The 17,999-nt window shown below is 61.9% G+C and carries 12 protein-coding genes and 1 tRNA gene; 2 read left to right on the forward strand and 11 right to left on the reverse strand.

Translation table 11 applies throughout. The annotated features are described in order from the left end of the window. Positions 1 to 33 precede the first annotated feature (33 nt). The 4 genes from DWZ22_RS07145 to pheS form a co-directional block, all read right to left on the reverse strand. Positions 34 to 870 (reverse strand): energy-coupling factor transporter transmembrane protein EcfT, encoded by an 837-nt coding sequence (locus DWZ22_RS07145; protein WP_118405787.1) that lies wholly within the window; start codon positions 868 to 870, stop codon positions 34 to 36. Further along, positions 848 to 1,930 (reverse strand): cobalt transporter CbiM, encoded by a 1,083-nt coding sequence (cbiM, locus tag DWZ22_RS07150; protein ID WP_117743140.1) that lies wholly within the window; start codon positions 1,928 to 1,930, stop codon positions 848 to 850. Before cbiM ends, DWZ22_RS07145 begins: the two co-directional genes overlap by 23 nt. Before the next feature lie 167 nt (positions 1,931 to 2,097). After that, complete coding sequence (gene pheT / locus DWZ22_RS07155; protein WP_118098062.1) at positions 2,098 to 4,551, reverse strand: phenylalanine--tRNA ligase subunit beta; 2,454 nt, start codon at positions 4,549 to 4,551, stop codon at positions 2,098 to 2,100. Between the two features lie 184 nt (positions 4,552 to 4,735). Beyond that, positions 4,736 to 5,812, reverse strand: a complete 1,077-nt coding sequence (gene pheS / locus DWZ22_RS07160; RefSeq protein ID WP_040359117.1) for a phenylalanine--tRNA ligase subunit alpha — start codon at positions 5,810 to 5,812, stop codon at positions 4,736 to 4,738. A 504-nt stretch (positions 5,813 to 6,316) separates the two neighbouring features. Here pheS and DWZ22_RS07165 point away from each other — a divergent pair. Further along, positions 6,317 to 7,891 (forward strand): carboxypeptidase M32, encoded by a 1,575-nt coding sequence (locus DWZ22_RS07165; protein WP_118405788.1) that lies wholly within the window; start codon positions 6,317 to 6,319, stop codon positions 7,889 to 7,891. Between the two features lie 205 nt (positions 7,892 to 8,096). Here the strand turns inward: DWZ22_RS07165 and glmM are convergent, their stop codons facing one another. The 7 genes from glmM to DWZ22_RS07200 form a co-directional block, all read right to left on the reverse strand. Continuing rightward, positions 8,097 to 9,428, reverse strand: a complete 1,332-nt coding sequence (glmM, locus tag DWZ22_RS07170; RefSeq protein WP_118405789.1) for a phosphoglucosamine mutase — start codon at positions 9,426 to 9,428, stop codon at positions 8,097 to 8,099. 3 nt (positions 9,429 to 9,431) lie between these two features. Continuing rightward, positions 9,432 to 11,762, reverse strand: a complete 2,331-nt coding sequence (locus DWZ22_RS07175) for a DUF4012 domain-containing protein (protein ID WP_118405790.1) — start codon at positions 11,760 to 11,762, stop codon at positions 9,432 to 9,434. Between the two features lie 149 nt (positions 11,763 to 11,911). Beyond that, positions 11,912 to 12,934 carry a DMT family transporter gene (locus DWZ22_RS07180; RefSeq protein ID WP_199569666.1) on the reverse strand — a complete coding sequence of 341 codons (1,023 nt, stop codon included), beginning with the start codon at positions 12,932 to 12,934 and terminating at the stop codon, positions 11,912 to 11,914. Positions 12,935 to 13,372: 438 nt separating this feature from the next. After that, positions 13,373 to 13,645: a hypothetical protein gene (locus DWZ22_RS07185; RefSeq protein ID WP_199569668.1), complete on the reverse strand. Its 273-nt coding sequence runs from the start codon at positions 13,643 to 13,645 to the stop codon at positions 13,373 to 13,375. Between the two features lie 388 nt (positions 13,646 to 14,033). Continuing rightward, complete coding sequence (locus DWZ22_RS07190) at positions 14,034 to 14,939, reverse strand: TVP38/TMEM64 family protein (RefSeq protein WP_233539307.1); 906 nt, start codon at positions 14,937 to 14,939, stop codon at positions 14,034 to 14,036. 182 nt (positions 14,940 to 15,121) lie between these two features. Further along, positions 15,122 to 16,921: a HAMP domain-containing sensor histidine kinase gene (locus DWZ22_RS07195; protein ID WP_233539308.1), complete on the reverse strand. Its 1,800-nt coding sequence runs from the start codon at positions 16,919 to 16,921 to the stop codon at positions 15,122 to 15,124. Further along, a complete protein-coding gene (locus DWZ22_RS07200) occupies positions 16,906 to 17,640 on the reverse strand; it encodes a response regulator transcription factor (protein WP_117799312.1) in 735 nt (244 codons plus the stop codon). Before DWZ22_RS07200 ends, DWZ22_RS07195 begins: the two co-directional genes overlap by 16 nt. A 259-nt stretch (positions 17,641 to 17,899) precedes the next feature. Here DWZ22_RS07200 and DWZ22_RS07205 point away from each other — a divergent pair. After that, positions 17,900 to 17,974 (forward strand) — tRNA-Val (locus DWZ22_RS07205). The last annotated feature ends 25 nt before the right edge of the window (positions 17,975 to 17,999 follow it).

The raw sequence follows: 17,999 nt of genomic DNA on the forward strand, positions 1-17,999 counted from the left end.
TCCCTACTCACATCGACAGTTCGACCGTCCGCGCTACAACACCGCGCACAACACGACGAGCAACGCCACAACGGCCGCGTAAACGGCATCGTGCCAGCCAAACCCGGCGCGCGCGGGCGCCGGATACGCACCGGCAAAGCCGCGACAAAGCATAGCCTCGTCCATCGCGCGGCTGCATTCCATCGCCTTGATAAACGTCATGCCCATGATACCCGCCAGCGAGTCGGTGCGCGAAAAACCCGCAGGCGCGGATCCGACGCTGCGCAGCATGACCGATTCGCACAGATCGTGCGCCGTGAGTCCCAGCACCTCGATATGCTTGAACGCCATATCAAACGTAAAGATAACTTCGTCGGGCAGATGCAGCATCTTGAGCGCCGCCGACATGCGGCTCCAGGTAAGCGTCCACGAAACGCCCAGTACCAGCGACACATTAATGAAGGTCTTGAGCGCGATCTTGAGCATGGCGCCCGTGGCAGAAGCGCCCAGCAGCAGAGCAGGCAGCGCCAGAACCACTGCGAGTCCCGCGGCGCCGAGCGCCGGCACAAAGGTCGCGCGCAGCCCGCGTACAGGGCGCACGGCAACGAGCACCAGCGCGATAGCCGCCATCAACATGAGATACAGCGGGCTTTGCGTCAGACACACGCACAGGACGCAAACGAACATCCCCACCAGGCGCACCGGAGCCGAAACGCAAGAAAGGGCGCGGTCGACCATCGACCCGCCCTCGTGCGCACCTCCACCCAGGCGAACCCGCTCAAGCAGGCTCGCCAGGTGCAGGACATTCTTTTGCATCACACGATGCCGAGCCCCCACGGGCTCATATCGCTCCTCGGCCGCAAGCCAGCTAGGCAGCTCGGCTATTGCCATGAGCACCGCTTTCCTTGACCGTCAGCGAGACCAGGCGGAATGCGATGGTAAGCACCGCCACGCCAATCACGCCCGAAAGGATATACATCGCGGCCTGGCCGGCAAAGCCAAGGCCCTGCTCCTCGGAATAGACCTGCAGGTAGTCGCCCGTGGGCAGCGCATCGGCAAAGGTCGGAGCATCGAGGCCGACCGAAGCCTGCAGACTGTCGTCACCAGCCTCCTGAACGGCGGTCGCGGCGCCCTCAGCGTCCCACTCGCCCCAGGCGTCACCCGTGGCCAAAAGGCCCAGCGGCGTGGCCAATACAAGTACGGCGACCAGAATGAGCGTGGGGATTAGGGAAGTCTTCTTGGCGGTACCATCGGCGGCAAGCTGGCCATCGACGGCCTCGGGCCCGACGATAATGCTCGGCGCCGTCTTCTTAATGAAACCGTAGATGGCGGCCGTCGCCACGCCCTCGATCACGCCGGCAACCAGCATATGCGGAATCAACATAGCCGGAATAGCCACGGACAGTGGGAAGGGGCAGTACAGCGGCGCGCCCGAAACGTTGGTAAAGAGCATCGGCTGAATACCAAACTCGATTGCCGCGCACAGGGCCGCCAGGCACAGGCCGACCCAACCGCTCACGACGGCAGAAACCGAGGTGCCCCAGCTCTTGTCGTGCAGACGACTGTTGAGCGCACCGAACACGATAGCAGCGACAAACGGCAGCACAAAGGCCATGTTAAAGCAGTTGGCGCCAAACGACAGAACGCCGCCGTCGCCAAACAGCAGCGCCTGCAGCGCCAGCGCGACCGAAACCGCGATGGCAGCGGCCTCGGGACCCAGCAGCAGTGCGATGAGCGCACCGCCGACGGCGTGACCCGTGGTGCCGCCGGGCAGCGGCACGTTGAACATCATGAGCAAAAAGGAGAACGCGGCGCAGATGCCCAGAAAAGCCATGTGCTCGCGATCGAGCGTGGCGCGCACCTTCTTGATGCAGTGAACCCAAACGGGCACCATCGCCACCGCCATGACGGCATCGGTCTGCGGGGACAGATAATTATCTGGAATGTGCATGTATGCCTCCCGATTGTCGGCACGCAATCGCAGCGCCGTTTGAATCACCTTGATAGTGTTACGTATTGATAGATTCGTAACACGCCGCCGGCTATCATAGCAAACGGCGCACTGCCAACAAAGCAGTGCGCCGTTTTGCAATACATTCGTCACAGACGCAAGCGATCTTAGCCGCGGACCTCGCCGTTTACGCCCTTGCACACCTTGGTGACGATCTTCTGGTGCGCCTTCTCGACCTCTTCGCTGGTGAGCGTGTGATCGTCGGAGCGATACGTAAGCGCAAAGGCCATGGACTTCTTGCCCTTGCCAATGCGGACCGGATCGCGGTAGACATCGAACAGGCGCACGCCCTCGAGCAGCTTGCCGCCGGCACTGGTAATACGGCGCTCGAGGTCCTCGCAGGTCACGGAGTTGTCGACCACGATTGCAAGGTCGTGCTCAACAGCCGGGTACTGCGAGAACTCACGGTAGTTCTCCTGGTTGCGGGCACCCTTGATCAGCTTGTCCAGATCGAGCTCAAAGGCAACGACGACCTCATCTATGCCGCAGGCCTCGCGCGCCTCGGGGTGAATCTCGCCGACCCAGCCCAGCACGGTACCGCCAGACAGAACCTCGGCCGCACGGCCCGGCTGCAAGAAGGCGTAGCCCTCGCCCTCGGCGGGACGGAAGCGCACCTTCTCGATGCGCAGCTGAGCGAGCAACTCCTCGACAATGCCCTTACCAAAGAAGAAGCGCAGCTTGCGATACTTCATGTTCCAGGACTGCTCACTCCACTGGCCCGAGAGCACACCCGCCACGGACTTGGTCTCCTTGGGCAGGCTGGCGTTCTCGCGGCCGTGGAACAGGCTGCCGACCTCGTACAGGTGCACGTTGGGCGTGCCGTGGGCCTCGTTGTAGGCCACAGACTGCAGCAGACCCGGCAGCAGCGAGCGGCGCATCTCGGTCTGCTCGGCCACCAGCGGGTTCATGAGCACCACGGGGCAGCCGCGGCCCTCGGTGGACATGCCAATCTTCTCCAGGTCGCCCGGGGCGGCAAAGCCAAAAGTCGTGGTCTCGTTGAGGCCGCAGGCGCGCAGGATCTCGCCGACCTTGCGGGTAAGCTTCTGCTCGCGCGTCAGGCCGCCGATGTGGTTCTTGGCAGCCGGGATGGTCGCCGTCACGCGGCCCATGCCCCACAGGCGCAGGACCTCCTCGATCAGATCGATCTCGCGCGGCAGGTCAGGGCGGAAGCTCGGCGGGGTAACCATAAAGTCCTCGCCGTCGCGCTCGACGGTGCAGCCCAGGCGGGTGAGCGAGCGCTCGATAAAGTCGGGCTCGATGTCGGCGCCGCAGATGGCGTGCACGCGGGCCAGGCGCAGCTTAATGCTGTCGATGGTCTTGGGCGCGGGGAAAACGTCGACGTAGCCGGGAGCGACCTCGCCGCCGGCGATCTGCTCGATGAGCGCGCAGGTAACGTTGGCGACATCCACGCAGCCGGTCTCGTCGACCTGGCGCTCAAAGCGGATGGAGGCATCGGAGATCAGCGACAGGTCGCGGCTGGTGTGCGAGGTGCGGCCGGCGTTGAAGCAGGCGCTCTCGACCATCACGTCGACGGTGTCGTCCTCGATCTCGGAATCCATGCCGCCCATAACGCCGGCCAGCGCCACGGGACGCTCGCCGTCGGTGATGAGGCCCATGCCGGCGTCGAGCGTGCGCTCCTCGCCGTCGAGGGTCGTGAACTTCTCGTCCTGCCGGGCGGCGCGAACCACCACGCGGCGATGGCCCTCGCGCTCGGCAAAGGTTGACAGGTCAAAGGCGTGCAGCGGCTGACCGGTGAGCATCATCACGTAGTTGGTGATGTCGACGATGTTGTTGTGCGGACGCACGCCCAGGGCGTTGAGGCGCTTGACCATCCAGTCGGGCGACGGGCCGACCTTCACGTTGCGCACGATGCGGGCGACATAGCGGTCGCACAGGCCCTCGTCGGCAATCTCGACCGAAAGCTCGTCGTCGGTCGCGCGGCCGGTCTCTGCCTTGATGGCGGGCAGCTCCACGTGGAAATCGCGATCGAAAATGGCGCCGGTCTCGCGGGCCATACCGATCATGGACAGGCAGTCGGGGCGGTTGGGCGTGATCTCGCAGTCGAGCACGGTATCGCTCGAGCCCACATACTCGGCAAACGGCATGCCGCAGGGCGTATCCTCAGGCAGAATCATGATGCCGGAGTGGTCGCCGCCCAGACCGAGCTCGCGCGCAGAGCAGTTCATGCCCATGGACACGACGCCGCGAAGCTTGCTCTTCTTGATCTTGACGTCGCCGGGCAGAACTGCGCCGATCATGGCCGTGACGATGTGGTCGCCGGCCTCGAAGTTCTGCGCGCCGCAGACAATCTGCAGCGGGGCGGGGTTGCCGTCGGCGTCGAGGTTCTTGTCACCCACGTCAACCGAGCACACATACATATGGTCGCTATCGGGGTGCGGGGTCTTGGTGAGCACCTTGGCGGTCACCACGTGGTCGAAGGACTCGCCCACGGTGTCAATCGCCTCAACCTCGGTGCCGGTGCGGATATACTCGTCCGAAAGGGTCTTAGGATCTTCCGGAATATCGATCATGGTCTTGAGCCAGTCGTAAGAAACACGCATGTAGCTCTCCTTTCATACTGAAAGCCTGCGAAGAGATGCAGGTAGAAACTTCAACTTTGTGAACATTCCTTACAAAGCGAGGGTTGTCCAAGTGCGGCAGATCGGCCCGAAAGAGGAGCGCCGCGTACTTTGGTACGCAAGCGACGAATGAGCGCCGAGGTGCCGTGCTTGGGCAAGCCGCAGCCTAGAACTGATTCAGGAAACGCATATCGCCTGTCATGAGAGTTCTGAGGTCGGGCAGGTCGTAGCGCAGGGCCGCGACGCGCTCGGCGCCAATGCCAAAGGCAAAGCCGGTGTACTTCTCGGGGTCGATGCCGCAGTTGATGAGCACGTTGGGATCGACCATGCCGCAGCCCAGGATCTCAATCCAACCGCTGTGCTTGCAGAAGTTGCAGCCCTTTCCGCCGCACACATGACAGCTCACGTCCACCTCGCAGCTGGGCTCGGTGAAGGGGAAGAAGTGCGGGCGGTAGCGGGTCTTGCGATCCTCGCCAAACATGCACTTAACAAAGTAGTCGAGCGTGCCCTTAAGATCGCCAAAGGTGATGCCCTCGTCGACGACCAGGCCCTCGATCTGGTTGAACTGCGGCAGGTGGCAGGCGTCGGCCGTATCGGGACGATAGACGGTGCCCGGGCAGATCATGTAGATGGGCGGCTTTTGCGACTCCATGGTGTGGATCTGCACGCCCGAGGTCTGGGTGCGCAGCAGTACGTCGGACTCGCCATGGGCGTGAGCCTCGGGGTGCGCGACGCTGCCGGGGTTGTTGTCGACCACGTAGAAGGTGTCGCGGGCCGAGCGGCTCGGGTGATCCATGGGCGCGTTGAGCGCGGTGAAGTTGTAGTAGGAGGTGTCGACCATGGGGCCGGACTCGACGGTGTAGCCGATGCCGCAGAAGATGTCCTCGGCCTCCTCGATGATCTGCTTGATCAGGTGCTGGTGACCGATCTGCGGACGGATGCCCGGCAGCGTAATGTCGACGGCCTCGTGCTCGAGTGCGTGCTTGAGGGCGGCGGCCTTCATCTCGGTGGTGCGCTCGTCGAGCATGCCCTCGATCAGCTGGCGCATCTCGTTGGCGCGCTTGCCCATGACAGGACGATCCTCGGGGGCGAGCTTGCCCATCATACGCATCAGGCCGGTGATGCGGCCCTTGCGGCCGAGCAGCTCAACGCGCGCAGCCTCGAGCTTTGCGGCGTCGTCGGCGCCTGCGACGAGCTCCTTGGCCTCTTCCTCGAGTTTGACCAGATCATCAATCAGACTCATGTCTTCCCTTTCGTCTCTCGCGTATCCGCGCTCCGGGACGGCTGACGCCGCCCGATGCTGCGGATGCTCGGCCCGGTTCGGTAACAAAAAAACCGCCCTCGGGCATGTGCATTGCCCAAGGACGGTTAAATTCCGCGGTACCACCTTGTTTGACCCGGCGGATGTCTGGCCCGCCGCGCCCACTCTGCGCCTCTTGTCGCGAGGCTCACGGCTTCCCTACTGGGGCTTTGCTGCCACTGGCCGCGCGCCCGTTGAGGTCGCTGCTCGGGAGTGAACGCTTGGCCCTTGCCACCGCAGGAAGGCTTGCAGCCCATGACCTTCCCTCTCTTGCCGGCGACGCGGCGGGCAAAACCCTCTCCGTCAACGCATTGGGCTATAGGATAACACATTCTGCAAGCATATCGCCGCGTTCCGTTTTGTTCGCGCTGGGTACAAAGCAGGTAGCTGTGCAAACTGGCCGTGCACCCGCCTGCGGCGCTCGGCCTGCGAGATTAAGGATACGATATGGGAAAGAAGCTCGATAAGAAGGCCAAGCCCGCAGCGGGCAAGACGCCTAAAGGCATGAAGGTCGACAAGGCCGTCAAAAAGTTCCGCAAACTCGAAGGCAAGCTGTGGACTCGCGAGTACCTGCTCAAGATTGCCGAGTTCGATGGAGCGACGATTGCTCCCGCCAACGGCGCTGCCGCCCGTGCCGACGCCATGGGTACGCTTGCCGGCGAGCATCACAAGCTGCTGACCAGCGAGAAATCCGTTGAGCTCGTACGCTCGTTAGCGCGCGAGACGGTTGCAGGCGGACATGTAGACGACCCGCAGCTGCTCGACGAGCTCCGCGTGCTCGGCCGCGACCAGCGCGAAGCGAGCGTTGTCCCTACCGAGGAGGCCGAGGCCTGGACCAGGCTCACCTGCGAGGCCGACGCCGTGTGGCACAAGGCCAAGACGGCCAATGACTGGGCGAGCTTTGAGCCCTATGTGGACAAGGTTGTGGGCCAGCTCAAGCATCAGGCCGAGCTTATGGACCCCAAGCGCGACCCATACGACGTTTGGCTCGACCAGTACGAGCGCGGCCTTTCCGCCAAGAGCTTCGATGCGTTTTGTGACGAGGTCAAGGCCACGGTCGTGCCGCTCGTGCACGCCATCGGCGAGCGCGGCCAGCAGCCGGCCGCCGACTTTTTGCACGCCCACGTGCCCGAGGCTGCCCAGCGTGCCATAAGCTTCGACCTGATGAAGCTTGTCGGCCTGAATCTGGACGACACCACGCTTGCCTTTACCGAGCACCCGTTTAGCGAGGGTTTTGCCGTGGGTGACGCGCGCATCGCGACGCACATCTACGAGGACGATTGTATCTCCAATGTCTACAGCATCATCCACGAGGCGGGACACGCCATGTACGAGCTGGGCGTGAACCCCGCCTATGCGCGCACGTGCCTGGAGGGCGGCACCTCTATGGGCATCCACGAGAGCCAAAGCCGATTCTTCGAGAACACCGTGGGCCGCAGCCGCGCCTTTATGGGGCCGCTGCTCGAGGTACTGCGCCGCCACGCGCCCGAGGTCTATGGCAGCGTGGACGAAGACACGCTCTACCGCGCCGTGAACATCGCGCAGCCGTCGCTGGTCCGCACCGAGGCCGACGAGCTCACCTATCCGCTGCATATTATGGTGCGCTACGAGATCGAGCGCATGCTGTTTGCCGGCGAGGCCACGGCCAAGGACATCCCCGCGCTTTGGAACCGCTTCATGGATGAGTACCTGGGCATTCCCGTTCCCGACGACACGCACGGCTGCCTACAGGATACGCACTGGAGCGGCGGCTCGTTTGGCTACTTCCCCACCTATGCGCTGGGCAGCGCCTACGACGCCATGTTTGTGCCGGCCATGTGCCGCGACGGCGTCGACCTTACCGGTGCCTGCGCGAGCGGCGATCTGGCGCCCGTCCGTGCCTGGCTGGGCGAGCACATTTGGCAGTGGGGCCGCGCCAAGGACGCGCCGGAGCTCATCAAGGGCGCCTGTGGTATGGACTTTGACGCCCGTTACTACTGCAGCTACCTCCAAGACAAGTTCACCACGCTATACGAGCTGTAAGGATTGACCAGCACGCCATCGCCAACGCCAACCATGTTGACGCCGATGTCTTGGCAACGTCAGCGAAAACGGCCCCAAGCGAGCAAGGTGACGTGAAATGAAAGGGCGCTGACCTTCTGGTCGCGCCCTTGAAATTGAGCGTCAGATTGCCGCTTGGGGCCGTTTGCAGCGTCGAGCAGCTACGCGGTTTGGTAAAACCGCGTAGCTATAGAGCCTCGAGTGCGTTGGCGATGCGCTTCATGGCGGCATCGGCGGATGCCTGGTCGGGAGCTTCGGCCAAAATGCGAATCACCGACTCGGTTCCGCTCTTGCGCACGAGCACGCGTCCCTCGCCCGCCAGCGATGCCTCGGCCTCGGCGATGGCGGCCTGCACACCCATGTTGCCCAGCGCGGCGTCCTTGTCCGCCACGTGCACGGCCACCTGCGCCTGCGGCAGCAGCTTGCACGGAGCCGTGAGCTGCGAGAGGGTCTCGCGCTCGGCGCGAATCACTTCCATCACGCGCAGCGAGGTCATAATGCCGTCGCCCGTGCGCTCGATATCGCCAAAGATCGTATGGCCCGTCTGCTCGCCGCCCAGGCTGTAGCCGCCCTCGCGCATCTTGGCATACACGTGACGGTCGCCCACGCCGCTGGTCACGGCACTTAGGCCGGCAAGCTCCAGCGACTTGACCAGGCCAAAGTTGCTGGCAATCGTCGGCACCACGGTACCGCCCGAAAGGCGACCGTGCTTGTTCAGATACACGCCACACACGTACAGAATCTGGTCGCCGTCTACCACGCGACCGCGCTCGTCCACGGCCAAGCAGCGATCGGCATCGCCGTCATAGGCAAAGCCCACGTCCAGGCCCTGCTCCACCACATGACGCTGCAGGCGCTCTATATGCGTGGAGCCGCAGTCGACGTTGATGTTAAAGCCATCGGGCGCGGCGTTGATCACGCGCACGTCGGCACCGAGCGCGTCAAACACCGGCTTGGCCACCGAGGAAGCCGAGCCGTTGGCGCAGTCGATACCGATCTTGACGCCCTGCAACGAAAAGTTCGCGCTGGCGATGAGCGAAGCAATGTAGCGGTTGCGGCCCTGCATGTAGTCCACCGTGGCGCCGATGTGGTTGCCCGTGGCCAGCGGTACCTCGTTCTTACCATCGATGTAGTCCTCGATGAGCTCCAGTACGTCCTCGTCCATCTTAAAACCGTCGCTATTGACGAGCTTAATGCCGTTATCGCAAAACGGGTTGTGGCTCGCGCTGATCATGATGCCGCAATCGAAGCAGCCTTCCACGGTCTGATGCGCTACGCCCGGCGTGGGGATCACGTGCAGCATATAGGCGTCCGCACCGCTCGCGACCAGGCCGCTCACCAGCGCCGCCTCGAACATATAGCTCGAGCGACGGGTGTCCTTGCCCACAATCACGCGCGCCTTGCGCTCGCGGTTGGCGCCGTAATACCAGCCCACAAAACGGCCAATCTTATAAGCGTGCTCTACCGTCAGCCCAACGTTGGCCTCACCGCGAAAGCCGTCGGTGCCAAAGTACTTCATATCTTACTTATCCTGTTCGAACGTTTGAGCGGTTGGCGTGGTACGAACCTTAAGCTCTTTGTGCCCAGAGTCCTTCGAAGTCGTGACCGTGTACTCGACCTTTACGTCTTGTCCAAGAAGCATGTGGACACCGCCCCATGCAACCTTCAGGCCATCGTGCGTCGCTTCGTTCATCTCGATAGAACCGGAGCCCGAAGTCTTAATGTCCGAAATGCTGCCTCCCGCAGGAGCATAGAGATAAAGCCTCAGCACCTCATCATCAATATCCTGGCTAATGCCGTTATGGCCCTGGAAATAACCAGGCATCTCGGCCTTCTCCTGAGGGGTCATCGTGTTCTTGAGCGAGGTGGTCACTCGATACGTCGTCGAGCCATCGGCATTTTCAACCGAAGAATCGATGGTGACTCGCTTATCGAGGAACCAATCCATCTTTGAATAGCTGTAGTTGTTCACATAGACGCCCAAAATCGGAGCCTCCGACGTATCGGTTTGGAGGGCGCCCGATATTCCAAGAGCCTTCGCGGCCTTTTCCTCGTCATCGTTTCTCGAATACATAAGGATGCGGCCCTCGGAAGCACCCTTTTCGATGGCTCCAGCAATCTTAGCAATATCGCTGGAGCCCAGTTCGTCCACGATCTTGTTAAAAGCCGATCCGGCAACCGCCGCAAAAATGGCGTCCTGTTCCTCTACCGGGTAATTCCAATAAATATCGTGCAGCAGCACCTTTGCAGCGTTGCTTCCATCAACGACGGTACCGTCAGGAAGTTGTGTGCCGCCTACAATGCCGAGCATATACTGCAAGAATACCGGATCGACTGCAAATACGCCGTCGATGTCATCTCCGACAATGGCCTTCTGCATATCGCTGGCAAGCTGTGCCGCACGCGGATAATCGGGCGTCATCGTAACGTCGCCCATCGTGTATCCGAGCGTGTTGAATCCGGTCAGGCCCCATCCGGTCGTGAACAAGTTTGCCTCTTCATCGGTGATGGGAAGCGGACTCAAAGGCTCTTTCATCATGTCGACTTTGACAAAATCGCCCAGTTCGAGCTTACCGTCAGTCACCGACATCACGCCGCGAGAACCGGGGAAACCGCCGCAGGCGCGGATCTCGACATTGCTCATCGCGAGCACAAGATAATGACGCGTCTGGCCGTTGGCGCCGAGCATCTGGGGAAGGACGGGGGCGACCTTCTCCGCCGCGTCAACCGCGCCGTTGAGGGTGGCAAAGCCGTCCTTGGCCTTATCGACCAACTCGGTCACCTGGGAAATATGAGTATCGCCAATGCCCTGGATCTTCTCGTTGACGCTCTTGAACACCTTCGAGCTATCGGAGAGCGAATCGGCGACCGCCTGCAGTGCGGACACGTTGATGGTCCCATCCTGGAACAGCTTGCCGGGCGTGGCCTGCGAAAGGTTATCGGCCATGGGAACCAGCGCGTTGCTCGAGACATCGGACAGGGCGTCGATCATGGTGCGGGCCGCATTGATATCGCTGCCATACACCGGGATAAATGAAGCCGCCGTCCACAGCGGGCTCGAGGTCTCCGCCTTCATGTTGTCGCAGAGCTCATCGATCTTCTTCGCGTCGTCAGGCAGCGTCGAAAAATCGCCCGACGTGACCTTGTCCTTAAGGCCACCGACGATCTCGACAGCCTCCTTCGCTTCACTCTTTACGGTCTTTGCCGAGTTAAGCAGCATAAAGCCGCTTGCGCCAAGCGCAACGAGAAGCACCGCGACTACAGCGGCAATAATGGCGCCAGTGTGACGCTTTTTGCGCTCGCCCTTGCGATGGCGATGACGGACCAGACCGTCAGAGGTCGAACTCGACGAAGCGTCGCCACCGTAGTTCAAGCCAAAATCGTAATAATCTTCCTTGGAACCCGAGCCCGCAAACTCGACACCGCTATCATCCAGGCGGGCGAACGTGCCAGTCTCGGAGGCGCCGGTGTAAATCGTGCCAAGGTTACCCGTAAGCCCCACGCCACCGGAAGAGGAAGTATTGTTGGCGGCCCTGCCGGCATTAACGTTGCCGTCGGTATTCGCGGCGTTGACAGCACCTGCGTTGTTCGCAGGTGCCGAAGGAGCCCCGCTCGGCTGCGACGTGGAGGTTGCACCGCCCGCAAAGACATTCCCTCTTGCACGGCCGGTCTTTTTTGCCTTTTGAGACTGCTCGTACAGAGCGGTAAACATCGCCGTCTCGCCCGGGGACACGCGCTTACCGGAACCGCCCTGTCCAGCGCCGCCCGGCGTGCCGGCATTACCAGCCCCGTTCGGACGCGGCGGAACTGCAGGACGGCCGCTATCGCTGCTCTTAAAGTGATTACCAGCCATAAAGAAATCCTCGCAATTGAGTCGCAATGAAAAAGTCCATAACGTTGCTAGTTTATGGCATTTTGGGCATCGACAGCTAAACTCCAGACACGGACATCAATTGGCGAAAATGTGGCACAACACCTTTTCTGTCTTGGCGGCGGCGCCAGCTACACCGTGAGGAACATCATCACGATGATCATGGCAAAGCCGATAAGGTCGGTCGGCAAAAACACCGTGCCCAGCATAACGGCGCTGGTGATGGTCGCCGAAACCGGCTCCACAGTTCCGATGAGGCTCGCACGTACCGAGCCGATGTCCTTAACGCCCTGCATATAGAGCATGTAAGCAAAAAACGAGCCGATAACCACGAACACCGCGAGCGCCTCGACGCCGGCAGCGTCGAGCGCTGGCATATGCGCCCAAGGCTGCACGAAGAAACACGAGACCACGCCCGCCGTGAGCATTGCCGAGCCCGTGACGATGGGGCTGCCGTATTCGGGCAGGATCTTGGCGGGAATCACCGCCATGCATGTAGCGCTGACCGCACACATGAGACCCGCGATCAGGCCGAGCGGCGAGATATTCAGGCTGGTGGGGTCGCCACCGGTGGCGATTAAAAAGGTGCCACCCAGAGCCAGACCGATGCCGATGACTTCGCGAGTACGCGGCATGCGGCGATCGGTCACGCAGGTGTAGCCCATGATGATAACGAGCTGCAGGCACTGGAGCACCGTCGCGGTTCCGGCGTTCGTCAGACGCACGGCCGAAAGATAGCAAAACTGATTGAACAGCAGGCCAAAGGCGGTAAAGAGCAGCAGCTGCTTGCGATCGGCGGCTGTGGTCCAGAGCTTAATCAGGCGCTCGCGGTCGCGCGTAACAACCACGGCCATAAAGAGTAGACCGGCGAGAATCTGACGCACGCTCATAAGCCACAAGGTGTCGACGTGGTAGGTATCGAACAGAAAGCTCGCGCTGGTGCCCGAGAAGCCCCAAAACGAACCGCCCACCAGCGTAGCCAAGACGCCCATGATCAACTTGCGCGTCGAAGCGCTGTTCAGGCGGTCGCGCCATGCACGGCGGGTGCTGCGGCTGAGCTCGTCGGTGCCCTCGGGCACATCAATGTTCGATATATCGGTCATCGGCACCGAAGCTCCTGCGCCTTCGACCTGCTCGACGCACTCTTTGCTCATTCCACTCCCCCGAAACAGCCTGGAAACAATTCGGCTTACCTTACCACGGCGAAGGCACCAGCCGGAGGCTTGTCCGCTTATCGGTAGGACAATTCCGCAGGCGTCTTTCCATAGCTCGGTACCGCAATGGCCTTGCATTATGCGACAGTCAAATCGCGGCAGCAGGCTCTTTTGAAATGGATATGACAAAGCCCCCGAATTCCACAATGCAAGGGTTGATTTCCGATCTCAGCCGAACACATTGAGCAAATAGGCCGTTCCCGCACCTAGCCGAACGCCCCCGCGGCCCCTCCCGGGGCCCGGGGGCGCCGTTTTCCCAGTTGAAGGAACGGTGGAGATGTGTTTCGATGGGTCCGGTGGCCATGCTCCGCCCGCCGCCCGGCGCCTCTTCCCAGACTCAGCCGAACGGTCGGTCAGTCTATTCCGTTTTCCCTTAGGCTAGGACGGCGGGGCATCGCCCCTTTCCGCGCGCGCCCGCGCGATGAGCCCCGGCGTCAGGTCGAGCTCGCCGATGGGCACGTCCTCCACGCCGTACGCATCCAGCAGCGCCTCCGCGTCGGCGCCGAGCATCGCCCGGAAGGCGCGGGCGGGCGTCGCGAAGCCGAGCGCGCCGCGCGGGGCGGAGTTCACGTGCGACATCGCGAGCGACAGGTCCGCCGGGGCCAGCCGGTCGAACCTGAGGCCGCGGCCCTTGGGGGCTGCTCGAAGCAAAAACGAGCGACCCCGCGGACCTCGCGCACGCCGTCGAACTCATCGAAATCGGCGGGGGCATTGACGCGTGCCGTGATCTCGCACTCAAACTCGCGCAAGAGGCGCAAGACACCAGCCGCGCGCTCGCCGAGAACGGCGTCATTTCGCACAACGCCGCTGACCTGCTCTGCTCCATGGCCGACTTCTTCATCAATCGGAGCGCATAGCAGGGCCACACGCGCGTAAAAACTCGAAACCTCCCCCAGCATGTGCACTTTGCTCGCGTTTCCGCAATATTTCGATTTCAGAATGCACCATGTTGGGGGAGGTTTTCGATTGCCGCGGCAACTCGGCGGTACGATGTCGCCGCAAAAGGCCCATCAGCCGCCGTACATCTTCGCCTGCCGCCTCAGTTTGCCTTGGCACGCAGGCGACGATACAGCAAGCCGCCCAACGCCACGCACAGCAGTGACACGGCAACGACGACACCAACCACCAGCCAGTTTCCGCTGCCCGCAGCGGATGCCGCGGCCGTCGAAGTCACAATGGAGGGAATGCGCCCAAACGTTGCGATGAGCACCACGGGGGCGAAGCGCATCTTGGTGAGGCCGGCAAAATACGTCAAGAAGTCCTTCGGGGTTCCCGGGATCAAGAAAATCACCAGCATGACCAGCTCGAGTCGCTTCGCATTATTGAGCCACGAAAACCGGTCGAGAAGGCTGCGGTCGAAGAAGAGGCCAACCAGGCTCCAGCCCCATCGACGCGTCGCCCAATAAATCGCCGACGTCGCCAGCCCCGAGGCGACGAGGCACAGCGCCGTCCCCTCCCAGAAGCCAAACGCGTAACCGCTCGCCAGCTCCACAGGCTCGCCGGGCAAAAAGGCCAAGAAGATCTGAGTGACGTTGATTCCAAGCATGACGAGACGACTTATCACGCTATGGTTGGCGACGAACGACCGAACCGCCTGAGGGTCTGCAAGCCATGCCAAGATCCCCGGAAGATATTCCCAGCAGGCAATCGCGAGGATCGCGGCCGAGGCCGCAAGCGCCAAAAGCACGCGACGACGCAAGATTCGTCGGCGGGCGTCGAGGCCATCGTCCTCTGCGGTGGCCTCGGCCGACATGTCCGCAGCGGTCGTGAATGAGGGGGCGTTTGCGGTCCGCGCGCCGGCAGAAGAGGCGTCGTCCAGCGCGTCATGAGCGCCCGCGACTCGATTGCGAAGCTCGCTCAAAGCGCTTACGTCAAGACGGCGAGCGGCGCCCCCGCAAGAAACCTGATCGGAATACCCTTCGGCTTCGGGCTGCATCCTCATCATCGCGTTACCTCCTTGTGTACCTGACAAGGACAGTTTCGCAACTTGGTGTCTATGTTTTGTCTACCAGCAATGACAATTCAGTAAGCCTTACGTTAAGGTAAGTCATTCTTAAGGTAATAGCAGGTAACTGGTTCGCCGACGGCTCGATGAGCCCGGCGACGCCCGCGCAGCGCGCGCCCTCGTCACAATTCCCCTGTTTCGTCCCCATCGCCGCCCATGCTAAACGTCGCCGTCACACGTGCCCCGCCGGTCGAACCATTCCCTAACTCAAGCGCTCCCCCGTGTAAACCGCACAAAATGCTCGACACATTCAAGCCCAGCCCAAAATGCTCGGCAGATTTGTTCTCGCTAAAGAACGGATCGCACCCGCGCCGCAGGGCTTCGGGCGTAAAGCCCGGACCATCATCGGCAACGCTCAGAGCCAACCTGCCCTCGCGAACAGAAATCTCAACCTCGATGACGCCCTTCGCATGGCCGCACGCATTGCTCAAAAGGTTGTCGAGGACCTCTTCGACCAGGGGTAGGTCGATGTAGACCATGTCGGGACGGGCGCCATCTTCACCCTCGTCGATTGCAACCCTCAACGCGAGCCCTTCCCCGCGCGCCGCAACAACCTCGTTCGCATGCGACTCGAGCTCATCCACAAGAGACCGCGACGCCAGCGGCTTGCGGTCTACAGGCCGATCTTCGAGCTTGCTCAGCCCTCCCATCTCCGTTGCGTACCGCTCCAAACGCACCACCTGGGCCGACAGGGCATCCAACGAACCAACATCGAGCTCATCGCCGCGACGCAGGCGCATCTGCGCCATCTCGACCGTCCCCTTGAGCACCGTGATCGGCGTTCGGAGGTCGTGCGCAAACGCCGCATTGAGCTGACGCCGCCCTTCGGCGGTGCGCCACAGCTCGCGCTGGGCATCGAGCAGCGACGCCCTCATATTCTCCAGCGTCTCAGACAGGCGACCAAGTTCTTTGCCCCGCACGCGCTCGATCGAGAAATCCAAATCCTGACCGGCGATGCGCCCCGCGGCGCTCGCCAGCTCCCCCAAGGGCCCGGCGATGTGAACGCGGTAGAAGTGCTTGAACGTGAGCCAACCCAGGCCGCCGTACGCCAAAACGGGCACAAGCCCCGTCGCAAGCGTGAGGACCCAAGGCATCGGACCATCGGGAGGCGGTGAAGCCGCATAATAGGCAGTGTTCGAGACGAGCCCTTCGCCAAACGTCTCCTCAAGATCGGCTCCCGTCATGTTTTCAAACAGCTCCACGCTCTGCGCGCGGCCCGCGCGGCTCAACGCGTCATAGCGGGCGAGGTTCTCCGCTGGAATCGTGCTGTTCACCTCTAGAATCTCCTCCTGCGGATAGCCCTCGTTGTAATTGAGCCCCCAGTCGTAGAGCTGCACCTGGCCGCTACGAACCATGTCGACGGTCGCGTACAGCGTGCTGATGGTGCGCCCGCCCTCCGGCACGTAATCGCTACCGGTCCCCCAATCGCCCGTCGCAATGAAGACCGCGTACGGCCCATCGCCTGGCAAGTTGAGCTCGGATGCGGGAAGCAGCTGCTGAGAGGTGGGGTCGTAGATGTATGGGCCCGAATCGATCACGCCGTGCTCGGTCAAACCGTTGTCGAGCGTCACCTCGAGTTCGTAATATCCATTATTCCAAGCCGCGAGTACCTCAATGGCGCTCAGCGCAAGCACCGTGGCGACAACAAGATAGGCGACCAGATACGCCGTGAAGATCACGCCCAACGGCCGCAGGCTCCACCAGGCACGCAGGCGCTCTTTTCGCGGCAGGCGTTTCAGCCGCTCGCGCTCAAGCTCGCGGGCCGCGCGTCGCTCGGCGCGGCGAGCTGCGCGGCGGTCGCGCCTGCGGACAGAACCGCCATTGTCCCGACAACCGTCCTCGCAAGCGACAACTCGGCCGTCTTCGTGAGGCGCATGGCGCCCGCGTGGGCCCTTACCAAAACCCGTCACTTTGCCACCCACTTGTAGCCCACGCCCCATACCGTTGCGATCGGATCGTCCGCGATCCCCGCCGACGTAAACTTGTTGCGAATGCGGCGAATGTGCTCGCGCACCTGCGACGGGTCACCCGCGGCGTCCCATCCCCACACGCGCTCGTAAATCACATCGCGGTCAAACACCTGGCCAGGGCGCTTGCTCAACAGGGCGATGATGTCGAACTCGAGCTTGGTCAAGTCGACGGTCACCGCGTTCGAATCGCCCCCGGCGGACGAATCCCGATTACCACCCGCACCGTGAACCTCAACGATGCGTTGAGCGTAATCGATGGTCATCTCGCCAAAAAAGCGGACGGCGCCGTCGCTTTGCCGATCGCGAGTCCTTCCCTCGCGCGCCATGTGCGCCGCCACGCGACGACCCAGGACCTCGAGAGAAAAAGGCTTGAGCACGTAGTCGTCGGCACCCGCCGCAAAACCATCAAGCTGGTCCATATCCTCAACGCGCGCCGTTAGAAAGATGATCGGGCAGCTCACATGCTTCCGCACGCGGCGGCAGACCTCGAAGCCGTCCATCCCCGGCATGTTTACATCGAGCAGCATGATATCGGGGGTGGGGCCAGAAGAAGCCGCCGCCAGGGCCGACGGCCCGTCATGGGCAACCGAAACCTCGTAGCCCTCCATGCGGAAAAACTCCGCGAGCATATTTGCGATATCAGCCTCATCATCTACGACCAGCATGTTCATTGTCGGCCCCCATACTACTCAAACAACGGCACACGCCTCGTGCAATCGTGCGCAAGACGGCGAAGCCAGCACATACTTCCCTGAAACCTTGCCACAAACCTGTCTACGCTTTGTCGATAATTTGACCGCAAACGGTCACCTGCAGGCGGCGAGCGGCTTTTTCTCACCAGACCACAATGCAAGCGATTTTTAAAAATGTTCTTGCCACCGAGTTCAGGCTCCGTTATATTATCCCTTGCGCACTTGCGCACCCTTGATCGGGCGTTTAGCTCAGGGGGAGAGCGCTTCCCTGACACGGAAGAGGTCAGAAGTTCAAATCTTCTAACGCCCACCAAATGTTCGCAGCTCAGAGGCTATGT

This window comes from Collinsella sp. AF31-11 (assembly GCF_003475605.1).
Lineage (GTDB): Bacteria > Actinomycetota > Coriobacteriia > Coriobacteriales > Coriobacteriaceae > Collinsella.

What these genes read in the sequence shown, in the direction of transcription:
- glmM (WP_118405789.1), bottom strand. Translation starts at nt 9,428, where the DNA reads ATGAAGTACTTTGGCACCGACGGCTTTCGCGGTGAGGCCAACGTTGGG.
- pheT (WP_118098062.1), bottom strand. Translation starts at nt 4,551, where the DNA reads ATGCGTGTTTCTTACGACTGGCTCAAGACCATGATCGATATTCCGGAA.
- DWZ22_RS07165 (WP_118405788.1), top strand. Translation starts at nt 6,317, where the DNA reads ATGGGAAAGAAGCTCGATAAGAAGGCCAAGCCCGCAGCGGGCAAGACG.
- DWZ22_RS07175 (WP_118405790.1), bottom strand. Translation starts at nt 11,762, where the DNA reads ATGGCTGGTAATCACTTTAAGAGCAGCGATAGCGGCCGTCCTGCAGTT.
- DWZ22_RS07190 (WP_233539307.1), bottom strand. Translation starts at nt 14,939, where the DNA reads ATGATGAGGATGCAGCCCGAAGCCGAAGGGTATTCCGATCAGGTTTCT.
- DWZ22_RS07200 (WP_117799312.1), bottom strand. Translation starts at nt 17,640, where the DNA reads ATGAACATGCTGGTCGTAGATGATGAGGCTGATATCGCAAATATGCTC.
- pheS (WP_040359117.1), bottom strand. Translation starts at nt 5,812, where the DNA reads ATGAGTCTGATTGATGATCTGGTCAAACTCGAGGAAGAGGCCAAGGAG.
- cbiM (WP_117743140.1), bottom strand. Translation starts at nt 1,930, where the DNA reads ATGCACATTCCAGATAATTATCTGTCCCCGCAGACCGATGCCGTCATG.
- DWZ22_RS07180 (WP_199569666.1), bottom strand. Translation starts at nt 12,934, where the DNA reads ATGAGCAAAGAGTGCGTCGAGCAGGTCGAAGGCGCAGGAGCTTCGGTG.
- DWZ22_RS07145 (WP_118405787.1), bottom strand. Translation starts at nt 870, where the DNA reads ATGGCAATAGCCGAGCTGCCTAGCTGGCTTGCGGCCGAGGAGCGATAT.